Source organism: Methylocystis sp. (assembly GCF_051061285.1).
GTDB lineage: Bacteria > Pseudomonadota > Alphaproteobacteria > Rhizobiales > Beijerinckiaceae > Methylocystis.
Genome location: NZ_JBPFEA010000024.1, coordinates 276,776 through 294,292, shown reverse-complemented (window position 1 = coordinate 294,292; position 17,517 = coordinate 276,776). Strand labels below are relative to the sequence as shown.

18 protein-coding genes are annotated in these 17,517 nt (G+C 63.3%); 11 read left to right on the top strand and 7 right to left on the bottom strand.

Annotated features, from left to right (window positions below; all coding sequences use genetic code 11):
- Positions 1-40: 40 nt before the first annotated feature.
- Together ACR65T_RS09075 and ACR65T_RS09070 are read left to right on the top strand one after the other, a co-directional pair.
- Positions 41-1,108 (top strand): ornithine cyclodeaminase, encoded by a 1,068-nt coding sequence (locus ACR65T_RS09075; RefSeq protein WP_434496173.1) that lies wholly within the window; start codon positions 41-43, stop codon positions 1,106-1,108.
- Positions 1,105-2,061 (top strand): dimethylarginine dimethylaminohydrolase family protein, encoded by a 957-nt coding sequence (locus tag ACR65T_RS09070; protein ID WP_434496172.1) that lies wholly within the window; start codon positions 1,105-1,107, stop codon positions 2,059-2,061. The genes ACR65T_RS09075 and ACR65T_RS09070 overlap by 4 nt, the downstream gene beginning before the upstream one ends.
- Here ACR65T_RS09070 and ACR65T_RS09065 read toward each other — a convergent pair.
- Positions 2,045-2,602 (bottom strand): peroxiredoxin, encoded by a 558-nt coding sequence (locus tag ACR65T_RS09065; protein WP_196401485.1) that lies wholly within the window; start codon positions 2,600-2,602, stop codon positions 2,045-2,047. The two genes, ACR65T_RS09070 and ACR65T_RS09065, sit on opposite strands and share 17 nt — an antisense overlap.
- A 29-nt stretch (positions 2,603-2,631) precedes the next feature.
- Positions 2,632-2,973: an antibiotic biosynthesis monooxygenase family protein gene (locus ACR65T_RS09060; protein ID WP_434496171.1), complete on the bottom strand. Its 342-nt coding sequence runs from the start codon at positions 2,971-2,973 to the stop codon at positions 2,632-2,634.
- Between the two features lie 14 nt (positions 2,974-2,987).
- Between ACR65T_RS09060 and ACR65T_RS09055 the strand changes: the two genes are divergently transcribed.
- The 3 genes from ACR65T_RS09055 (at position 2,988) to ACR65T_RS09045 (ending at position 4,628) form a co-directional block, all read left to right on the top strand.
- Positions 2,988-3,353, top strand: coding sequence for a hypothetical protein (locus tag ACR65T_RS09055; RefSeq protein ID WP_434496170.1), 366 nt, complete (start codon positions 2,988-2,990; stop codon positions 3,351-3,353).
- A gap of 210 nt (positions 3,354-3,563) precedes the next feature.
- Positions 3,564-3,866 carry a hypothetical protein gene (locus ACR65T_RS09050; protein WP_434496169.1) on the top strand — a complete coding sequence of 101 codons (303 nt, stop codon included), beginning with the start codon at positions 3,564-3,566 and terminating at the stop codon, positions 3,864-3,866.
- An 18-nt stretch (positions 3,867-3,884) separates the two neighbouring features.
- Positions 3,885-4,628 carry an SOS response-associated peptidase gene (locus ACR65T_RS09045; RefSeq protein ID WP_434496168.1) on the top strand — a complete coding sequence of 248 codons (744 nt, stop codon included), beginning with the start codon at positions 3,885-3,887 and terminating at the stop codon, positions 4,626-4,628.
- Here the strand turns inward: ACR65T_RS09045 and ACR65T_RS09040 are convergent.
- Genes ACR65T_RS09040 through ACR65T_RS09030 form a run of 3 tightly spaced genes read right to left on the bottom strand, consistent with a single transcriptional unit; the run spans position 4,598 to position 7,698 of the window.
- Positions 4,598-5,440 (bottom strand): GNAT family N-acetyltransferase, encoded by an 843-nt coding sequence (locus tag ACR65T_RS09040; protein ID WP_434496167.1) that lies wholly within the window; start codon positions 5,438-5,440, stop codon positions 4,598-4,600. The two genes, ACR65T_RS09045 and ACR65T_RS09040, sit on opposite strands and share 31 nt — an antisense overlap.
- A gap of 51 nt (positions 5,441-5,491) precedes the next feature.
- Entirely contained in the window at positions 5,492-7,012 is a 1,521-nt protein-coding gene (prs, locus tag ACR65T_RS09035) for a ribose-phosphate diphosphokinase (protein ID WP_434496166.1), read from the bottom strand.
- Between the two features lie 29 nt (positions 7,013-7,041).
- On the bottom strand, positions 7,042-7,698 hold the full coding sequence (locus tag ACR65T_RS09030; protein ID WP_434496165.1) for a dienelactone hydrolase family protein: 657 nt from the start codon (positions 7,696-7,698) through the stop codon (positions 7,042-7,044).
- Positions 7,699-7,846: 148 nt separating this feature from the next.
- Between ACR65T_RS09030 and ACR65T_RS09025 the strand changes: the two genes are divergently transcribed.
- The 6 genes from ACR65T_RS09025 to ACR65T_RS09000 all read left to right on the top strand — a co-directional run bounded on the left by ACR65T_RS09025 (position 7,847) and on the right by ACR65T_RS09000 (position 12,739).
- On the top strand, positions 7,847-8,410 hold the full coding sequence (locus tag ACR65T_RS09025; protein WP_434496164.1) for a cold shock domain-containing protein: 564 nt from the start codon (positions 7,847-7,849) through the stop codon (positions 8,408-8,410).
- Positions 8,411-8,421: 11 nt separating this feature from the next.
- Positions 8,422-8,865, top strand: a complete 444-nt coding sequence (locus tag ACR65T_RS09020; RefSeq protein ID WP_434496163.1) for an archease — start codon at positions 8,422-8,424, stop codon at positions 8,863-8,865.
- Positions 8,866-8,880: 15 nt separating this feature from the next.
- Positions 8,881-10,311, top strand: a complete 1,431-nt coding sequence (locus tag ACR65T_RS09015; protein WP_434496162.1) for an RtcB family protein — start codon at positions 8,881-8,883, stop codon at positions 10,309-10,311.
- Between the two features lie 14 nt (positions 10,312-10,325).
- Positions 10,326-11,390 carry a hypothetical protein gene (locus ACR65T_RS09010; RefSeq protein ID WP_434496161.1) on the top strand — a complete coding sequence of 355 codons (1,065 nt, stop codon included), beginning with the start codon at positions 10,326-10,328 and terminating at the stop codon, positions 11,388-11,390.
- A gap of 7 nt (positions 11,391-11,397) precedes the next feature.
- Positions 11,398-12,069, top strand: coding sequence for a phosphoribosyltransferase (locus ACR65T_RS09005; protein ID WP_434496160.1), 672 nt, complete (start codon positions 11,398-11,400; stop codon positions 12,067-12,069).
- 103 nt (positions 12,070-12,172) lie between these two features.
- A complete protein-coding gene (locus tag ACR65T_RS09000; protein ID WP_434496159.1) occupies positions 12,173-12,739 on the top strand; it encodes a L,D-transpeptidase in 567 nt (188 codons plus the stop codon).
- Between the two features lie 13 nt (positions 12,740-12,752).
- Here the strand turns inward: ACR65T_RS09000 and yidD are convergent, their stop codons facing one another.
- Together yidD and rpoC are read right to left on the bottom strand one after the other, a co-directional pair.
- Positions 12,753-13,109, bottom strand: coding sequence for a membrane protein insertion efficiency factor YidD (gene yidD, locus ACR65T_RS08995; protein WP_434496158.1), 357 nt, complete (start codon positions 13,107-13,109; stop codon positions 12,753-12,755).
- Between the two features lie 146 nt (positions 13,110-13,255).
- Positions 13,256-17,437, bottom strand: a complete 4,182-nt coding sequence (gene rpoC, locus ACR65T_RS08990) for a DNA-directed RNA polymerase subunit beta' (protein WP_434496157.1) — start codon at positions 17,435-17,437, stop codon at positions 13,256-13,258.
- Positions 17,438-17,517: the final 80 nt, after the last annotated feature.

Genomic DNA, 17,517 nt, shown 5'->3' with positions numbered 1-17,517 from the left:
CGCGTTCTAGTCTTCTCCGAATGGATCGATTGGGGAAGGCATGGTGACGTTTCTCAGCGCGCGAGATATCGCCCGCATCGTTGGAGAAGTGGGCGCGCGACGCTTTTGGTCGCGGCTCGTCGACGATCTGCGTCGCGACTTTATGCGCTGGGACGCATTCGAGAAGTCGCCGCGCTACGCGAGCCATTCGCCGCGCGGCGTCATCGAACTGATGCCGACGAGCGACGGCGAGGCTTTCGCCTTTAAATTCGTCAACGGTCATCCCGGCAACACGCAATTCAATCTGCAGACCGTCGTCGCCTTCGGCGCGCTCGCCGACGTCGAGACCGGCTATCCGACGCTCATCGCCGACATGACGCTCGCCACCGCCTTCCGAACCGGCGCCACTTCGGCGCTGGCGGCGGCGCATCTCGCGCGGCCCGACAGCAAGACAATGGCGCTGATCGGCCTTGGCGCCCAATCGGAGTTTCAGGCGTGCGCCTTTCACGCCGTTCTTGGCGTTGACCGGCTTCGCGTCTTCGATGTCGACCCTGACGCCGTCGAGAAGTTCGAGCGCAACATGGCCGATTTCGGCCTGACGATCATTCGGTGCGCAAACGCGCGCAGCGCCGCATCCGGCGCAGACATCATCACGACGATCACGGCGGATAAGAAATTCGCCACGATACTCACCGACGACATGGTTCAGCCTGGAACCCATATCAATGCGGTCGGCGGCGATTGCCCGGGCAAGACCGAGCTTGCGCGCGAACTGCTGCTGCGTTCCGAGATATTCGTCGAATATGCGCCGCAGACGCGCAGCGAGGGCGAAATTCAGCAACTCGACCCGGAGCATCCGGTGACGGAATTGCGGGAAATTCTCGCCGGTCATCGAAAAGGGCGCACCTCCAAAGACGCGATCACGATCTTTGATAGCGTCGGTTTCGCCATCGAGGATTTTTCGGTGTTGCGGCTGTTGCGCGATCTTGCGCGGGAGACCGGCGTCGGCCGCACGATCGAACTGATCGCTGAGCCCGCAGACCCGAAGGATCTGTTCTCACTGCTGCATCCGCTTGACGCGGAGCAGGAAGACATCGCAACGCTCGTAGGGACGGAACAGCCCGCATGACTGACGGTCGCTCGACTCCAGAGGAGTCGCTGATGAGCTTCGACGCTGAAGCCGCTGTATTGAGCGATGCGCCGCGGGGCGAGGCGCGCGAGGCTGCGCCGCCACGGCCTGCGCCTGCGCGTCGCGCGCTACTGATGTGCGCGCCGGACTATTTCGGCGTCGATTACATCATCAACCCGTGGATGGAAAATCAGATCGGGCGAGCAGCGCTGCCGCGCGCGCAGGCGCAGTGGGAGAACTTGCGCGGCAAGCTGGCGGCGCATAGCGATATTGCTTTCGTTGCGCCGACGCCCGGCCTGCCGGACATGGTCTTCACCGCCAATGCGGGGCTCGCGATCGGCGACAAGGCCGTCGTGAGTCGATTCCACGCCAAGGAGCGGCGTCCCGAGGAGCGTCTGTTTTGTGAATGGTTCGAAGCGCAAGGCTATTCGATCGCACGCTGGCCGGAGAACATTCCCTTTGAGGGCGCCGGCGACGCGCTTCTCGATCACGCGCGCGGCATTGTTTGGTGCGGATATGGCTGGCGCTCAGGCGAGGAAGCGCCCAGGCATCTTCAAAAGATCTTCAGTCTGCGCGCCGTCGCGCTGAAGCTCGTCGATCCGCGCTTCTATCATCTCGACACCTGCTTTTGTCCGCTGAGCGGCGGCTGGCTGATGTATTACCCAGCGGCCTTCGATATCGCGTCACAAGAAGCGATCCGCGCCATCGCGCCAGTGGAGAAACGGATCGAAGTCGGCGAGAAAGACGCGCTTTCTTTCGCCTGCAACGCTGTCGAAGTCGCCGGGCGCGTTTTTCTCAACGCCTGTTCCGATGATCTTCGTTCGCGCCTGATCGACGCGGGATTCACGCCCGTCGTCACGCCGCTCTCGGAATTCATGAAGGCGGGCGGCGCCGCGAAATGTCTGACGCTGCAGTTGCCGGGCTCCGCGTCCGCGGTCATGCCGCAGGGATAAGCGTCTCGCCGCCCACCGGTCGGCTACAGGGGCAGAGCGCGCCGGTCCGCAAGGCGTCGAGCACGCGCAGCGTATCGTCCGGCGCGCGGCCGACGTCGAGATTCGTCGCATAGACATGTTGAATGACATTGTCGGGATCGACGACGAAGGTGGCGCGATAGGCGACGCCTGAAGGCGCGCGCACGCCGAGGCCATCGATCAGATCGCCCCTCGAGTCGGCGAACTGCCAGATCGGCAAGCTCTTCAGGTCACGGTGGTCACGTCGCCAAGCAAGCTTCACGAACTCATTGTCGGTCGAGCCGCCGAGAACGACGGCGTCGCGCTCGGCGAAATCCTTCGACAAGCGCGCGAAGGCCGCGATTTCCGTCGGACAAACGAAGGTAAAATCCTTCGGATAGAAGAAGATGATTTTCCACATGCCTGGAAAGCTCGTCTCGCAGAGCGTTTCGAAGGCTGTCTCGCCGTTTTCTTCGATCTCGTTAAATCCCGGCTTTACGCCGGTAACGACGAAAGGCGGTATGCTGTCCCCAATTCCCAACATGTCATTCTCCTAGAAAACGCCGTCGGCGCTTATTGCGGATTGCTTCTGGAGACAGTCGCGTCGAACTCCTCCAGCCTCGAGGCGCAGCGCGGTCCAGGGTCGCCGCTTGGCGGGCCATAGAGTTCGGCGCGTCGCCAATCGATGAAGCGCTCTTCCGTCTCCCACATGGTCACCGAGAAATAGAGCACGTGCGGACCGCACTCCTTTCCCCTATGGAATTGAAAGCCGATGAGACCGGCCGCTTCCCGCAGCCGGCCGCTTGTCTCTCGCCAAGCCGTTTCGAATGTTTCTTCGCAGCCCTTGACGACCTTGAACTGGTTCGAGGCCATGAACATCGCGCGTTCCTTCTTTCCTGTCGCCGAATATTTCATGGCGTCTGCCACGCATGCTGCTGCGCACGACGCGACAGCGCGACGAGTGCGGCGAATTCGTCACATCTCTTGCGCATGCATTCATCAGAACAGGAAACCGCATAGTGGCTGCGCAGCGCCGCGAGCCCATAGCCGGCGAGCTCGACTTCATCGATCGACAGTCGAACCGAGTTTTGGTTCATCGCTTCGGCGAGGATCGAATCAATGCGTTTTCTCTCTCGCGCAAGTTCGCACATCATTATCTCCTTGAGGGCCCGAAACGCCACGTGTGGGTTGCGCGCCCCGATCCTTTGCTTGAGGGTTCGATGCCGAAAGTCTCAGCGGCGCCGCGTGTATGGCGCAAAGATTTAGCAGGCGCCTCCTTGCGTCAATACAATTGATCCCTCATCGGAAATCTTTCAGAAAGCGTTGTCGGAAGATTTCTATTTGCGAAATATTCCTATTAGAAAGAACCGCAACATCAGTGTGCACGCCGACATCGGGCGCCGCCGGCTGGAGCCATCACGCCGGGGCCATCGTTCTGGCGCAAATCTGGGTTCATTCGACGATGCGCCGCGAAGGCTTGGCTTCCGCGCCAACGCGGCAAGACCATGAACAAGGGAATGAAAATGCACAGCATCGCCACGCCCCGCCGGGTCAAGAAAGCCCTCATCCTTGCGACGCTTCTGACGGCTTCACTGCCGCTTTATGGCTGCTACACGCCGGCGGAGCGCGCTCTCGGCGGCGGCGTCATCGGCGGTCTGGGCGGCGCCGGCATTGGCGCGCTTGCCTCGGGCGGACTCGCCGGTCCGACGCTCGCCACGGCGGCGGTCGGCGCAGCGGGCGGCGCGATCATTGGCGCCGCGACGGCGCCGCGCCCATATTACTATCGCCGTCATCGGCGCTACTACTGAGACAGGACGGTCTCGCCCATGTGCGGGCGCTTTACGCAGCATCTTTCCTGGGAGGAGCTCCAGCGGCTTGCCGATTTGATCGGCCAGCCGCGCAATCTGCAGCCGCGCTATAATGTGGCGCCGACGACGATGATCGAGGTCATCAGACCGACGCCCGCGGGACATGAGCTTGTTCAGATGCGTTGGGGTTTCGCGCCCTCCTGGTGGAAGAAGCCTCTGCGCGAACTGCCTGCAACCTTCAATGCGCGCGCCGAGACGATCGCCGAAAAGCCGATGTTTCGCTCGGCCTTCGCATCTCGGCGCTGCATTATCCCGGCGTCGGGCTTCTATGAATGGACCGGGGCGAAAGGCGCTAGGACTGCGCATTATTTCACGGCGCCCGACGGCCGCCCGCTCGCATTCGCCGGCGTGTGCGAGAGCTGTCGCGACGTCGAGAGCGATAAGAAGATCGAGTCCGCGACGATCATCGTCGGTCCAGCGAATAGCTGGATGCGCCGTTTCCATGATCGCATGCCGGTCATCCTCGACTGGCGCGACGCCAATGCATGGATGTCGGGCGAGGATCCCGGGGCGTTGCTTCGCGCGCCGCCCGAAGAGGCTCTGCAGGAATGGATCGTGTCGCCGCGCGTCAACCGTTCGGGCGAAGCCGACGACGATCCGGCGCTGATCGCGCCGAGCCTCACGGCGTCTGATCTTATCGATCGCCTCTGTGCCCTGTCCGGCGAAGCGAATCACCCGAGTTCGAAGGTCGTGACGCCGTAGCAGCGGTCGATGCGTCCCGGCGGCGTTCCTTCCGTAAACATGCGCGCCGTGTCGAACACGGCGGTCATCTGACGTCGCTGCGCCAGCGCGATGGCGGCGGAGTTCGCTTCGGGCGTATCGAGAAACACCGGGGCGCCCGCGGCTCGCGCGCATAAGCCTTGAAACAGCGCGTCGGCGATTTGTGAATCATCCGCGAACAGCGGCCCGATCTTGTAGCCGTCGCGACACGTGCGCAGCACGCCATAGCCGGCAAGCCGGCCTTGCTTCACCACGGCGAGCGCAGCGCTCTGCGGCTGAGCGATCCAGCGCGAAAGAAAAGTCGGTCGCGACGTCGGAAAGACGGTGTGGTCATATTGCACGATCTCGTCGAAGGGGACTTCAGCCAATTCAGTCACGTCGGGAGGCGCTTCGCCGCCGCCGCCGCATCGATGACGTATGTTGCGATAGGCGAATGTGAATCCGTACCGCGCATAAGTCTGCTGAAGGTCGATCGCGGCGTCGAGTCCGACATTGCGCCCCTGCACATGCCGCAGCGCGACGTTCAAGAGCCGAAGGCCGACGCCCTGTCCACGATGAGCCGGACGAACGATGAAAAGCCCGACATAGCCGAAGGACTCGTCATAGGCGACGGCGGAGACGCAGCCCAGTGGCTCGCTCGCGCGTTCGGCGATGAAGAATCCTTTCGGATCGACAGCGTAAAAACTCTCCGCGTCATAAAGTCCGGGATTCCAGCCCTCGGCCGCAGCCCAATCGAGCGCGCGATCAACTTCGCTCTTGGACATTCGGCGAATGACGATGTCTTCCAAGTTCATGCGAGGCTTGTGGCGCGAGTCGCTGCGGGACGCAACCAGAGCGCCCGGCGGCTAGGGCCCGTCCTCCAGAAGCTGCGTGATCGAGCTATTTGCGTGCAGGCGTCTGATCGCCTCGGCCAGGAGGCCGGCGACGCTGACCACAATCAACCGATCGCCAAGCGCGGCCGCCATGGACGGTTGCGGCCGCACTGAATCGGTGATGATGAGCTGGTCGATCGGCGCGTTCTTTAGCGCGGACGCCGCCTTTTCGGAAAAGACGCCGTGGGTCGCCGCGACCCAGACATGCGCCGCGCCATTGGCGCGGCAGGCCGCGGCGGTGCGCGCCACCGTGCCGCCGCCGGCGATGAGGTCGTCGATGATGATCGCGGTGCGATCCTTGACGTCGCCCGCGAAAATATCGCCAACGACGCGGCCCTCGCTTCGGTATTTGTCCATGAAGGCCTTGGCCACGGGCCGCTTCAGCATGCGTTCAAGCCGCAGCCGAAAAAGCTCCGCGCGCTTCTCGCCGCCAAGATCGGGAGAGACGACGGCGACAGGCCTGTCCCCGATGTTGGCCAGGACATGACGCGCAAACAGCGCCTGAGCGTCAAGGTGAACCGTCTCGCAGCGAAAGGCGTTCTGAAAAGCGGCGATGTTGTGTACGTCGACACAGACCACACGATCCGTTCCAAGCGCTTCAAACAGCTGCGCGACGTAGCGCGTCGTGACCGGATCGCGGGGCTTGGTGCGCCGATCCTTGCGCGCGAAGCACAGATAGGGCGTGACGGCCGTGACGCGCTGAGCGCCCGCGTCCTTCAGCGCGCCGACGAAGAACAGCAGTTTGCAGAGCTTGTCGGCGCTGCTGGCGACATTGTCGCCATTCAGGGTGAAGACGACGTAGCAGTCGCGGCCGCGCACATTGTCGAGCGGCCTGATCTTATATTCGCCGTCTTCGAACTCGCGGTCCTCCAGCGGCGCGAGCTCAGCGCCAAGCGCCTGTGCGACGTCTTCGCCAGCAGCTATGCTTGCGCCGAGCGCGAATAGCGCAAGGCTGCTGTCCGCTGTTTCGCGCGTCGCCCGTCTGGGCGCGCCATCGAGAACATGCGCCGAAATCGCGGTGAGCGCCGAGTCGATCGTGCGCCCGTCTTCCGAAAGCGGCGCCACCAGAATTTCCACAATGGCGCGATCGCGTCCACGTTCCGCGCTGGTGTATTGCGCGAGCACGGGTTGGCCGGTTCGCCGCACCTCCTTGAACAGACGACGCAGCCGCACCGCGCCGCGGCGATTTCCCGCTTCGCTCAGCCTATCGCCGATCCGGTAGGGACCAAGCAACATCGCCGCGGCCGATGCGCCTTCGGTCAGGACGCCGTCGTCGTCCGGTCCTTCGAATCGATGAACGAACAAGGTTTCGGCGGCGCCGCGCTCTTCCGGCGCGAAGCTGATCGCGCTTCGCCGAGGCGCGACAGCGCCGGCGCGCGCCGCCTCCCAGCGCTCATGTAAGACATCGAGTTCCAGTCGTTTCGGCTGAGGCGCGAAGTCCAAACGTTCGAAAAGCCGCTTGAGCGGTGGTTCGGTCTGCGCCATCGTCGTCATTTCTTGAAACCTCTGTCGTTGCAATGACGTTATTCGTCCACCGCGCCCCGACTCGCGCAAAGATGCTCGACAAACCATTGGGCCGCGCGCTCGACGGCGCTCTCCAATGTGCCGGGCTCCTCGAAGAGATGGGTGGCGCCGGGGACGATGTCGAGACGGTTCCGGCATCTGAGCAGCTGCTGCGCGCTGCGATTGAGTTCAATCACGCCATAGTCCAGTCCGCCGACGATCAGCAACGTCGGCGCTTGAACCCGCCGCAGCGCGTCGCCTGCAAGATCTGGCCGACCGCCGCGCGAGACGACGGCGGCGACGCGTGGTTCGTCGGCCGCGGCGACGAGCGCGGCGGCGGCGCCCGTGCTCGCCCCGAACAGCCCGATGGGCAAGCGAGCGGCGTCACTTTCCGCCGTCCAGTCGATCGCCTCGCCGACGCGCGCGCCGAGCAGCGGAATATCGAAGACGTTGCGCCGGAATTCGCCTTCCTCGGCGGTGAGGAGATCGAACAACAAACAGGCGAATCCCTGCGCGACGAGTCGCTCGGCGACAAATCTGTTGCGCGGACTGAAGCGCGAGGAGCCGCTGCCATGCGCGAAAATGACAAGCCCCTGTGGCGATTGAGGCAGGTAGAGCGATCCCTCCAATCGATGGGGGCCGATTGCAACGTCGGCGGTCGTGAAGTCGCTCGGCATCGGGACCTCGTGCAGATTGGACGTTTCAGCCTACATGGCGTCCTACATGGCGTCGCAGTATGAATCTTCTTGTGGAGAAACCGCTCAGCCCTCGCCATATTCCCTTAAGGACGCTCGCTCGTCCGCCTCAGCTCAGAGGGAGGTTCGCATGCAAACGCAGCCGAAGATTGATTTCCAGGGCGTTGAGCCTTCATCCCGCCAGCAAGAACAAATCATGCGACAGATAGAAAAGCTCGAGGATCGCTACGGACGTGCGACAGCCTGTCGCGTCGTCGTGAAGGGTCCGGGCGCCCATCATCACACGGGCGGGCTCTATGAGATCAACCTGCATCTCGTCCTTCCAGACAAGCGCGAGGTCGCGATCGAGCGCACGCCCCATCAGGATGAGCGGTTCCAGGATTTCGATTTCGCGCTCAATGACGCGTTCAAGCGGGCGCGACGCCGTTTGCAGGACCAGGTTCGGCGCATGCGCGGCAAGGTGAAGCATCACGACGCGGCGCCGACCGGCGTCGTGAAAAAGATGGCGCCGGAAGAGGGATATGGCTTCCTCGAAGCGCCTGACGGTCGTGAAATCTACTTCCACCGCAACAGCGTCGAAGAGCCCGGATTTGACGCGTTGAAGCCTGGCGCGCGGGTTCGCTACAAGGAGGAGGATGGCCGCGAAGGACCGCAAGCCAGCCGCGTCACGCCCCTCGGCCGCGACGCCGCCTGACGTCCGCAACGATGACCGCCATCGGCGATCGCTTGGCGACTGGGCGCTGGGAGCATTTTCCTCATGACGCCGACATCGGCGTGCGAGGCTTCGGCGAAACTCCAGGCGAAGCCTGCGAACAGGCGGCGCTTGCCACGATGGCGGCGATCGTTGACCCAGCGACTGTTCGGCTCGAGCAGACGGTGGACTTTGCGCTCGAAGCGCCCAGCCTCGACCTGCTGCTCGTCGACTGGCTCAACGCGCTCATATACGAAATGGCGGAGCGTCGAATGGTGTTTGGCGCGTTCCATGTAAAGATCGAAGATCATCGCCTCGACGGCCGCGCTTTCGGCGAGATCGTATGTCGCGAACGGCATGCGCCTGCCGTGGAAGTGAAAGGCGCGACCTACACCGAACTTGCCTTCGTCGAGGATCGGCCGGGACTTTGGCGCGCGCAGTGCGTCATCGACGTTTAGCCGCCGGAGGATGCGATGGACGTTTCACGTTTCGAAAAGCTCTCGGACACGGCCTGGCGGATCGAGCCCTTCGCGGGCATGCGCGCGCCGGCGATCGTTTACGCGACTGAAGACCTCATGACGGAGATGGACGACAAGGTCTTCGATCAGGTGACCAACGTCGCGAAATTGCCGGGCATCGTGCGCGCGTCCTACGCCATGCCCGACGCGCATTGGGGCTATGGCTTTCCGATCGGCGGCGTTGCGGCTTTTGATGCAGACGAAGGCGGGGTGGTGTCCGCTGGCGGCGTCGGATTCGACGTCTCCTGCGGCGTGCGCACGCATCTGACGCATCTGACGCGCGAGCAGGTCGTTGCCGTCCAGCAGGAACTCGCCGACGCGCTCTTTGAGCATGTCCCGGCTGGAGTCGGCTCAGAGGGCGAGATCTCCCTCGACGAAGAGGGCATGAACGCCATGCTGCTCGGCGGCGCGCAATGGGCGATCGAGCGCGGCTTCGGGCGGCCCGAGGATCTCGATCGCATCGAAGAGAGAGGATGCGCGTCGGGCGCCGACCCCGCCGCCGTGTCGGAACATGCGCGAAAACGCCAGCGGCGCGAAATGGGCACGCTGGGGTCGGGCAATCATTATCTGGAGGTGCAAGAAGTCGCCGAAATCTTCGATGATAAAATCGCCGCAGCATATGGCCTTGTCAAAGGCGAGTGCGTTGTGACGATCCATTGCGGCTCGCGCGGACTTGGCCATCAGATCGGCACGGAATATTTGCGCGAAATGGTGCTGTCGGCGCCAAATTACGGGATTGAGTTGCCCGATCGCGAATTGGCCTGCGCGCCGATCAAATCGGAACTCGGCCAGAAATATCTCGGCGCCATGCGCGCGGCGATCAATTGCGCGCTCGCCAATCGCGAGATCATCGGCCATCTGGCGCGACAGGTCTTCGCCAGATTTTTCGCGCAGGAAGACTTGCCGCTCATGTTTGATGTTTCCCACAACACATGCAAGGTCGAGCGCCATGCGATCGACGGCGAGACGCGCCAGCTTTTCGTTCATCGCAAGGGCGCGACGCGCGCGTTCGGTCCCGGCCATGAAAGTTTGCCGGAAACGCTGCGGCCTTATGGGCAGCCGGTGCTGATCGGCGGCAGCATGGGCGCGGGCTCCTATGTTCTCGCCGGCGTGAAGACGAGCGAGCCCCAGGCGTTTTCATCCGCCTGTCACGGCGCGGGCCGACGCATGAGCCGGCATGCGGCGACGCGGACCTGGGGCGGACGCCAAGTCGTTGACGATCTTCGCGCACAGGGGATCATCGTCAAGAGTCCGTCGCTGCGCGGCGTCGCTGAAGAGGCGCCCGGCGCCTACAAGGACGTTCGCGCGGTCGTCGATTCCGCCGAGGCGGCAGGATTGGCGCGAAAGGTCGCCGTTCTGAAGCCGCTCATCTGCGTCAAGGGCTGAGAAGCAACGCGACGATGCAGCCGATCCCCCATAGCGGAGCGAGCGCCATTGGCGACGCGGGCTCGCCCTCAACGGCCGAGAAGGTTCGATTTCTCAGCGCGCCCGGCGCCTATTCGGACGCGCCGGCGTCGGTGGCGGTGCTGGAAACGCATATGTCCTATGTCTTTCTGGCAGGCGATAAGGTCTACAAGCTCAAGAAGCCGGTTCGCTATCCCTTTCTCGACTTCTCGACGATCGATGCTCGCGAACACAATTGTCGCGAGGAGGTGCGCCTGAACCGCCGGCTCGCGGCCGATGTGTATTTGGGCGTCGCGCCGCTGACCTCGTGTCCGATGCGCCGCATGGCGCTTGGCGGCCATGGCGCCGTCGTCGACTGGCTTGTCGTGATGCGCCGCCTGCCGCGCGAAGCGATGCTCGATCGGCTGATCGCCGAAGATCGCTTGAGCGCGGCGCAGATTGACGCGCTCTGCGACATCCTGGCGGCGTTCTATCGCGGCGTGGAACGCTCCTCGATCAGCGCCGAGGATTATGCGCTGCGGTTTTTTCGCGAGCAGGAAAAGAATCGAGACGTTCTGACGCGGCGGGAGTTCGCGCTCGACCATGGACGCACGCCCGTTCTGCTCGACCTTCTCGACGCAAGACTGGCGGCCAGCCGATCACTGTTGCAGGAGCGCGTCTTTCGGGGCCAGGTCGTCGACGGGCATGGCGACTTGCGCCCGGAGCATATCTGCTTTCGCGACCCCATCGCCATATTCGACTGTCTGGAGTTCAACGCCGAACTGCGCCAGGTCGATCCCTTCGACGAGCTTGCCTATCTTGGCGTCGAATGTGCGCTGCTTGGCGCGAATGCGCTCGGCGTCGAACTTGTCGACAAGGTGGCGCAGCGCTTCTCCTGCGAACCGCCGCGACGCCTGGTGTCGCTTTACGCGGCTTGGCGCGCGGTGCTGCGCGCGCGGCAGTCTGTGGCGCATCTTCTCGATGATGCGCCACGTGAGCCAAGGAAGTGGGAGCCGCTGGCGACGCGCTATCTGAATCTTGCGCAATCGGCGCTCGCCGCCGACAATCGGACGGGGAAGTGAGGGCGCCATGTCCTTTTACGACCGAACCGACGCGGGACGTCGCCTTGCCGCCGAGCTGGAGAAATTCAAGGGCGAGGATGTTGTCGTCTTCGCCCTGCCACGCGGCGGCGCGCCCGTCGCCGAGCCGATCGCGGTTTTGCTGAAGGCGCCTCTCGATCTCGTGCTCGTCAGGAAAATTGGCGTGCCCTTCCAGCCGGAGCTGGCGATGGGCGCCGTGGCGGATGGCGGCGCTCCGGTGATCGTGCGCAATGAGGACGTGATCGCCATGGCGGATGTGAGCGAACAAGAGTTTGAGAGCGTGTGCGCGCGCGAGCTTGAGGAGATCGAGCGGCGCCGGCAGCTCTATCTTGGCCGCCGCGAGCGACCGGAGGCGAAAGGGCGCGTCGCCATTGTCGTCGATGACGGCGTCGCCACCGGCGCGACGACGCGCGCGGCTCTGCGCGCCGTCCGCGCGCGTGCGCCGCAGAAGCTTGTGCTGGCCGTGCCGGTCGCGCCTCCAGATACGCTGGAGTCTCTTAGCGCCGAAGTCGACGAGATTGTCTGTCTTGAGACGCATCGTGCGTTCGGCGCGATAGGCTTTTTCTACCGGGATTTTCGGCAGATCAGCGATGATGAAGTGATCGAAATCCTCAACCGGTGCGCCAAGAAGGCCGGGGGCGCGTCGAACGCGACGATCTGAGCAGCCGAACGGAGTCTATCGGATCTATGTCGTCGACATCGGCGACCTGAAAACAGCCATAATCGCCCAAAAAGCTCGGTCCGCGGCTTTTGGGAGATCAACCATGCGCCAAAACAGCGGATCGATCCTTTTTGCCGCGCTTCTCTCGGCGGCCCCGGCGCAGGCGTTCGACAGCCCGATCAATCGCGGACCGCTCGCCGACTTCCTCAATGTATTTCGCGAGCAGGCGATACCGCGGCAGGCCGTCTATTGGCGCCATTCGCAATTCAAACGCGGCACGGTCGTCATCTCGACCAAGGACCGTCGGCTCTATTACGTGCTCGGAGATGGACGCGCGATTGAATATGGCGTCGGCGTCGGCCGAATGGGCTTCACCTGGTCCGGCGTGAAAACGATTTCGCGCAAGCGCGAGTGGCCGGACTGGAGTCCTCCGCCGCAGATGCTCAAGCGCAGACCGGATTTGCCGCGCCATATGGCCGGCGGCATGGAAAATCCGCTTGGCGCGCGCGCGCTCTACCTCGGCTCGAGCCAATATCGCATTCATGGCTCCAACGAGCCGGACACGATCGGCGCCGCCGTGTCATCGGGCTGCATCCGCATGACCAACAAGGACGTCGTCGATCTCTACAGTCGCGTTAAGGTCGGGACGAAAGTCGTCGTGCTCAATTAAGGGCGCCCGGCGTTCATCTTGTCTCGGGGCTCGGCTGGTCTTGGGGCTCGACGGCTTCGCAGACCAAGCGCTGCCGCCAGACGCCATAGCGCCAGGGCGTGAGCGGGCTTGCGTCGGCGCGCAGTGTCTCGGGCACGGGGTCGAACCCCGCGCCGCCGCCCGGACGGCAGCGGCAGATCCGCGCGAACCCCATCCAGCCTCCGGCCCATAAGCCATGGGTCGCGATGGCTTCGTCGGCGTATTCGGAGCAGGTCGGCGCATAGCGGCAGAAGCGTCCCGCGAAGGCCGAGAATGTGACCCGGTAGACGAATATCAGCGCGCGCGCGGCGCGAGCGGGGAAGGACGAAGAGGAGGACAGCAGGGAGGACATGGACAGCAATCTATGTCCTCGGCCGCCCGATCGGAAGGGATGGAGCGGTCGCAGGGCGGGGGACTCGCAATGTTCGCCCCAGTCCGTCCAACAAAAAAGGCCGCCCGGCGAGGGCGGCCTTTTCGGTATTAGCGTGTTGCGCGATCTCATTCCGCCGGCGGCAGCGCCGGCGCAGGCTCGGCCGCTTCGGCGCCGCGCTGCTCGATGATGAGTTCGTCGCGCCCGCCCGCGACGGCGCGGAACTTGGACATCGCAGCCCCGGTGCCGGCCGGAATGAGCCGGCCAACGATGACGTTCTCCTTGAGGCCGACGAGCGGGTCGATCTTGCCGTTGACGGCGGCCTCGGTGAGGACGCGGGTCGTCTCCTGGAAGGAGGCGGCCGAGAAGAAGGAGCGCGTCTGCAGCGAGGCCTTGGTGATGCCGAGAAGCACCGGCGTGCCCGACGCAGGCTTGCCGCCATTCTCGAGCGCCTTGACGTTCGCCTCCTCGAGCTCCAGCTTGTCGACTTGCTCGCCTTCGAGGAAGCCGGTGTCGCCCGGATCGACGATGTCGATCTTCTGCAACATCTGACGCACGATCACTTCGATGTGCTTGTCGTTGATGTTGACGCCCTGCAGCCGGTAGACCTCCTGGATCTCGTTGACGAGGTAAGCCGCAAGCTCCTCCACGCCCTTGATCGCAAGAATGTCATGCGGCGCCGGATTGCCGTCGACGATGTAATCGCCCTTCTCGACGACGTCGCCGTCCTGAAGATGGATATGCTTGCCCTTCGGGATCAGATATTCGACCGGATCCGCGCCTTCCTCGGTCGGCGTGATGGTGATGCGCTGCTTGTTCTTGTAGTCCTTGCCGAAGGCCACCGTGCCGGAGATTTCCGCGATGATCGCGTGATCTTTCGGACGGCGCGCCTCGAAAAGCTCCGCGACGCGCGGCAGACCGCCGGTGATGTCGCGGGTCTTGGCGCTCTCCACCGAAATACGCGCGACAATGTCGCCGGCCTTCACCGTGCCGCCGGGTTCGACGGCAATGATCGAGTCGACGGGCAGCAAGTAGCGAGCGTCGCCGCCACGGGCCAGCTTGACGATCTTGCCGTCGGCGCCCTTGATGAGGATCGAGGGCTTCAGGCTCGCCGAACGCAGGTTGAGGCGGTAGTCCATGACCATGCGCTTGGTGATGCCGGTCGATTCGTCGACCGTCTCCGACATCGATTGCCCTTCGACGAGTTCCTCGAAGCCGATGACGCCGTCGACTTCGCTGAGGATCGGACGCGTGTAAGGGTCCCACTCGGCCAGTCGCTGGCCGCGCTTCACCTTGTCGCCCTCGTCGACCTTCATTTTGGCGCCGTAGAGGAGGCGGTTCACCGCCCGCTCCTCGCCGTTCGGGCCGAGGATCACGATGGCGACGTTACGCGCCATGACGATGAGGTCGCCGTCCGAGTTGCGGGCGAGATGGCGGTTGCGCACATGCACCTTGCCCTCGAAGTTCGACTCGATGAACGACTGGTCAGCCAGCTGCGCCGCGCCGCCGATATGGAAGGTGCGCATGGTGAGCTGCGTGCCCGGCTCCCCGATCGACTGCGCCGCGATGACGCCGACGGCTTCGCCCATATTGACGGGGGTGCCGCGCGCCAGATCGCGTCCATAGCACTTGCCGCAGACGCCATTCTTGGCCTCGCAGGTCAGGACCGAGCGGATCTTCACCTCCTGAATGCCGGCGGCGTTGATCGCGTCGATATGCTGCTCCTGGATCATCTCGCCGGCCGGCACGATCACGGTCTTGCCGTCCTGCGACATCAGAGGCTCCGCCGCGGTGCGGCCGAGGATGCGCGACGTCAGCGAGGCGACGACCTGTCCCGCGTCGATGATCGCGCGCATGCGGATGCCGTTCTGGGAGCCGCAGTCGGTCGACGAGATGATGGAATCCTGCGCGACGTCAACGAGGCGGCGCGTGAGATAGCCCGAGTTCGCGGTCTTCAACGCCGTGTCGGCGAGACCCTTGCGGGCGCCATGCGTAGAGTTGAAGTATTCAAGGACGGTGAGGCCTTCCTTGAAGTTCGAGATGATCGGGCTCTCGATGATCTCGCCCGAGGGCTTGGCCATCAGTCCGCGCATCGCCGCGAGCTGCTTCATCTGCTGCGGCGAGCCGCGCGCGCCGGAATGCGACATCATATAGATCGAGTTGATCGGCACGTCGCGGCCGTGCTCGTCTTTGCTGACCGACGAGATGCGCTGCATCATCTCCTCGGCGAGCTTGTCCGTGCACTTCATCCAGGCGTCGACGACCTTATTGTATTTTTCGCCCTGGGTGATCAGGCCGTCGTTATATTGCTGCTCATATTCCTTGGCCGCCGCGCGCGTCTCGGAGACGATCGCCTCCTTGTTTTCCGGCACGACCATGTCGTCCTTGCCGAAGGAGATTCCCGCCTTGAAGGCTTCGCGGAAGCCAAGCGACATGATGCGATCGCAGAAGATGACTGTCTCCTTCTGACCGCAGTTGCGGTAGACGGTGTCGATCATGTTTGAGATTTCCTTCTTGGTCATCAGTCTGTTGACGACGTCAAAGGGAATCTTGTCGTGCCTGGGCATGAGCTGGCCGAGCATCATGCGGCCGGGCGTCGTGTCGAAAATCTTCGACACGCGCTTGCCCTTCTCATCATAGGTCCAGGCGCGGCCCTTGATCTTGGTGTGAAGCGTGACCGCCTTCGCGGCGATCGCGTGCTCGATCTCGCCCTGGCTCGCGAAGGCCATCCCCTGTCCGGGTTCGCCGTCGCGCTCAAGCGTGAGATAATAAAGGCCGAGAACGATATCCTGCGACGGCACGATGATCGGTTGACCATTGGCCGGGTGCAAGATGTTGTTCGTTGACATCATCAGCACGCGCGCTTCGAGCTGCGCTTCGAGCGACAGCGGCACATGCACGGCCATCTGGTCGCCGTCGAAGTCGGCGTTGAAGGCGGCGCAGACGAGCGGATGCAGCTGAATCGCCTTGCCCTCGATCAGCACGGGCTCGAACGCCTGAATGCCGAGACGATGCAGAGTGGGCGCGCGATTCAGCAGCACCGGATGCTCGCGAATGACCTCGTCGAGGATGTCCCAGACTTCCGGCTTTTCCTTTTCGACGAGCTTCTTCGCCTGCTTGACGGTCGCTGAATAGCCCTTGGCGTCGAGGCGCGAATAGATGAACGGCTTGAACAGCTCGAGCGCCATTTTCTTGGGCAGGCCGCACTGATGCAGCTTCAGCTCCGGACCGACGACGATCACCGAGCGGCCGGAATAATCGACGCGCTTGCCGAGCAGGTTCTGACGGAAGCGGCCCTGCTTGCCCTTCAGCATGTCGGCGAGCGACTTCAACGGACGCTTGTTGGCGCCCGTGATCACGCGTCCGCGGCGGCCGTTGTCGAACAGCGCGTCGACGGCCTCCTGCAACATGCGCTTCTCGTTACGGATGATGATGTCCGGCGCGCGCAATTCGATCAGCCGCTTCAGACGATTGTTGCGGTTGATCACGCGGCGGTAGAGATCGTTCAGATCCGAGGTCGCGAAGCGGCCGCCGTCCAGCGGCACGAGCGGACGCAAATCCGGCGGAATGACCGGAACTTCCTTGAGGATCATCCATTCGGGGCGGTTGCCCGACTGCAGGAAAGCCTCGATGATCTTGAGGCGCTTGGCCAGCTTCTTGGGCTTGAGCTCGGTCTTCGCTTCGGAGATCTCGATGCGCAGCGACGCGGCGATCGCTTCCAGGTCCATCGACTCAAGAAGTTTGCGGATCGCTTCCGCGCCGATCATGGCCGTGAACGTGTCTTGGCCATATTCGTCTTGCGCGCGCATATATTCGTCTTCCGACAGCAACTGACGCTCTTTGAGCGGCGTCAGGCCCGCGTCGAGGACGATGTAGGACTCGAAATAGAGGATTCGCTCAAGATCCTTGAGCGTCATGTCGAGCAAGAGGCCGATGCGCGAGGGCAGCGACTTCAGAAACCAGATGTGGGCGACGGGCGCGGCGAGCGAGATGTGGCCCATGCGGTCACGCCGCACGCGCGCGAGGGTGACCTCGACGCCGCACTTCTCGCAAATGACGCCCTTGTATTTCATCCGCTTATATTTGCCGCACAGGCACTCATAGTCCTTGATCGGACCGAAGATGCGCGCGCAGAACAGTCCGTCGCGCTCGGGCTTGAACGTGCGGTAGTTGATCGTCTCGGGCTTTTTGATCTCGCCGTAAGACCAGGAAAGGATCTTCTCCGGGCTGGCGATCGAAATCTGAATCTGGTCGAAGGCCTGCGTCGCCACGACCGGATTGAAGAGATTCATGACCTCTTGCTGATTCATGGTCTTCTCCTGGACCGGGATGGAAGCGGTCGTACGCTCCGCCGGTCTAAATCCATTTGCGCTTCCCTCTCCCGTTCACG